Raw genomic sequence first — 1,389 nt, 5'->3', positions numbered from 1 at the left:
AAAAAGGTTCTACGTCAAATGTTGGGGTGGGAGAAATTTCCTCCTACTCCTTAACCCACTTGAAAGCCCCTGAATTCCTTCAGTTGATGATGTAATAACACTTTCGTTCTTAAGCGATCGTAACGACGAAACCCAAAAGCATTCCGCTTGATGACTTTCGTTTGGTTGTTTAATCCTTCGATAAACCCATTGCTATAATCGAGCGCAAAGCTATTCAGAATCTCTGTCTGCCAATTCTTCAAGGTGCCAATCGCTTGTAGATATTCTTCCATACCACTTTGCTTCACTTGGTCATAATACTGATACAATCGTTGTTTTACATAGCCAATATCGGTTTTCCCCTTTGCTTTTGCCTCTTCAAACCAGCTGCGAAAAGTTTCTTTCAGCTTATAGGCGACTCGTAGTTCATCCGATAGACCGAGGTATCGGTTCAGATACCAGCGCTGCTTCTCGGTTAGCTCCTCGTGCTTCTTGTAAAAGATATGTTTCATCCGTTTACACTTTTTCCGGTCGTATTCATGGAAGTTCTTTTGGACGCGCCTGCGCACCCTTTCCAAAGCCCAATAAATATACCGACAAAAATGGAAACGATCGGCCACAATGATGGGGCTTCCCACCGCCTTCCGGACAGCTGACTTGAAGCTGTAGCTCATGTCCATGATGACCTTCCGGACATTACCCCCTTTTTCCCGGAGGTACTGCTTGACGGTTTTGACGGATCGATCAGGCAGGATATCTATTGGATTTCCCGTCTCCCCATCGCCAATGATGACCTGGTATTTCCCCGCATTGGTATCGCCTTTATATTCATCAATCGCAATCACTTCCGGAAGCTCTTCCACCTCCTGAAGCTCTGGTGTGGCCACCTGATCGAAACGGCGAATGGCTGTAGCTTGTGAGGTGCGGAACTGCGCAGCGGTATCCTTGAAGTTCATCCCCTGAATCACTCGCAGGCCCAGGGCCTGGTTCCACTCTTTTGAGTGACGCTGATAACGGTCCACCATCGGATTGCCTTCTGCGAATCGTTTACCACAGGAACAGGCATAGCGTCGTTTGCGGTAAAACAAATAGGTGGTTCGTTCAAATACCTTTAAGTGCTGGACTTTCTGCATTCGGTAATCATGAACACGAGAAGTCTGGTTACCACACGCCGGACAGGTTTGCGCCTGCCTGGGCATCTCCACCTCCATGTGGTAAGCTCCCTCCACCTCTTCTACTTTCTTGATAGAAACACTTTCTAATCCGGGTAATCTCATGTTAGAATGCATGTACACACAACTCCTATCTGCTTGCTTGTTTCTTAGTCAATTCAAGTGTAGTAGAGATAGGAGCTTGTGTGTATTTTTTATGCGGAATTTTTCTAAAACCCCAACAAATATTGTAGAGCCT

1 protein-coding gene is annotated in these 1,389 nt (G+C 46.2%); it reads right to left on the bottom strand.

Annotated elements, in window-relative coordinates; translation table 11 throughout:
* Nucleotides 1-50: 50 nt before the first annotated feature.
* Nucleotides 51-1,274: an ISL3 family transposase gene (locus tag ABVF09_RS19775; protein WP_371069883.1), complete on the bottom strand. Its 1,224-nt coding sequence runs from the start codon at nt 1,272-1,274 to the stop codon at nt 51-53.
* Nucleotides 1,275-1,389: the final 115 nt, after the last annotated feature.

Source organism: Sediminibacillus sp. JSM 1682029, from assembly GCF_041366435.1.
In the GTDB taxonomy this organism is placed as follows: Bacteria; Bacillota; Bacilli; order Bacillales; family Amphibacillaceae; genus Sediminibacillus; species Sediminibacillus terrae.
This window is presented reverse-complemented; position numbering and strand designations above follow the sequence as displayed.